This window comes from Acidithiobacillus sp. TH-A36 (assembly GCF_057473445.1).
The window spans coordinates 1-1,719 of the sequence record NZ_JBYCKP010000207.1 but is presented as its reverse complement, the minus strand read 5'-3'; the positions used below and the strand labels follow the sequence as shown (position 1 = coordinate 1,719).

The 1,719-nt window shown below is 53.6% G+C and carries 3 protein-coding genes; all 3 read right to left on the bottom strand.

The window, feature by feature from the left end:
- A partial coding sequence (locus AC2VLY_RS05470; RefSeq protein WP_486921903.1) for a GTPase occupies positions 1-412 on the bottom strand: 412 nt, incomplete at its 3' end.
- Positions 405-1,085 (bottom strand): ribonuclease III, encoded by a 681-nt coding sequence (gene rnc, locus AC2VLY_RS05465; RefSeq protein ID WP_193651248.1) that lies wholly within the window; start codon positions 1,083-1,085, stop codon positions 405-407. The genes AC2VLY_RS05470 and rnc, both read right to left, overlap by 8 nt.
- Positions 1,086-1,412: 327 nt before the next feature.
- Positions 1,413-1,719, bottom strand: a 307-nt coding sequence (locus tag AC2VLY_RS05460) for a DUF4845 domain-containing protein (RefSeq protein WP_486921902.1), incomplete at its 5' end; no start/stop codon positions are given.

Below are 1,719 nucleotides of genomic sequence, written 5' to 3'. Positions count from 1 at the left end.
TGGTCTTGATTTTGTCTATTTTATTGACCACAGCCAGTATCGGAATGCCACTACGCTGCAACCAGCGCAGGGCTTCTCCATCATCAGCTGTCCAGGCTAGGGCCTCCACCACCAATACACCCAGATCTGCCGACTCCAGGGCGCCTCGCGTTGCTCTGAGCAGGTGCCTGTTCAGGCTACGGTAACCACTATGAACACCCGGGGTATCCAAAAACAGGGCCTGACCATCAGATCGGGTTAAAATGCCCAGAATCTGATCACGGGTAGTTTGTGGACGGGGGGCCGTAATACTGATTTTTTGCCCCACCAGATGATTGAGCAGGGTAGATTTCCCCACATTGGGGCGGCCCAGCAGGGCTACATAACCACTCCGGTAGGTTTCGACGCGGTCCTGATCAGTATTTTCAGCCACGCGGCGTGTTCTGCAGTTGCGTAAGCATCAATGTAGCCGCCTGCTGCTCGGCTTTGCGCCGACTGCCATCTTCTGCTTCCGTCGGCTCAATCCCGGGAACGCTACAGCGCGCCACAAACCGCCTTTCGTGGGCCTGCCCTTTTTCTTCAATGAGCGTATAAATCGGCAGGGGTCGCCCTCGACCCTGCAAAAACTCCTGCAAACGGGTTTTGGGGTCGCGTAATTCAGCATCACCCAACTGATCGGTAATACGCGGTTCCAGCAACTTGAGGACAATGCCTTCAGCAGCACTGAAGCCTCCATCCAGAAAGGCCGCACCAATAACGGCTTCCAGGGCGTCGGCGCGAATGGAATCGCGCCGCGCGCCACCACTGCGCACTTCGCCCGGACCCAAAATCAGATAATCCGCCAAGGCAATTTCACCGGCAATTTCAGCCAGCGTTTCTTCGCGCACCAGCCGTGCGCGCATACGGGATAAATCGCCCTCGCTCACCTTGGGGAAACGACCAAACAGTCGGGCCGCCACCACAAAATTAAGGGCAGCATCACCCAGAAATTCCAGTCGTTCATTATGTGCAGATCCAGCACTACGATGCGTCAATGCCTGGGTGAGCAAACCCATTTCGGCAAAGCGGTATCCCAGCGTTTTTTGCAGTGTATCCAGCGAACCCATAACCCCATTCTCAGTGATTTTGAAACAAAAAACAGCGCCATCATACACGGAAAGAACAGGTCGCGAATACTCCGAAAAAACTTCAGTCGCTGGTGAAGTGCTGAGCTGATCCTGAATATTCCTGAAAGCGGTCGTGGTCTGGGAAGCTTTGCAGCGACTTTTCTTCTGAGCCGTTGTTGTTCCTGGCGAAATCCTGCGCCCGTCAGGAGAGCTGTTTGAGCCCGCAGGGCGAGTTCTCTCCTGACAGCAGGATGCGCCTTGGAACAACAGGCAAGGAACAATGGAGCAAAAAGCTTCCCGGCCCACGACCGCTTTCAGACGAACACTTCAGTGACCGCCCTTTGCCTGAAAATGCAGAAGCAGGCTCATATTTCCTGCCAAAGGCACTATTTTGTCGTAGGTAACGGTAATCAAAACCGGTCCAGAACCCGCTTTTTCAATAATGATGTCTTTTTGTGGAATGTGGATCATGGCGACCCCCAGCCTGCCATTCAGATTATACAGTATTTGTCCGGCGGATTCTTCGGGTCCGGCCTGTTGCGCCTGTTGCTTGACGATGTTTTGTAAGGACCAGTAATCATAGTAGCTGGGCATCACTTTCACGACAAAAGCAATGGCCAGTACCAGCATCAAA

What these genes read in the sequence shown, in the direction of transcription:
- rnc (WP_193651248.1), bottom strand. Translation starts at nt 1,085, where the DNA reads ATGGGTTCGCTGGATACACTGCAAAAAACGCTGGGATACCGCTTTGCC.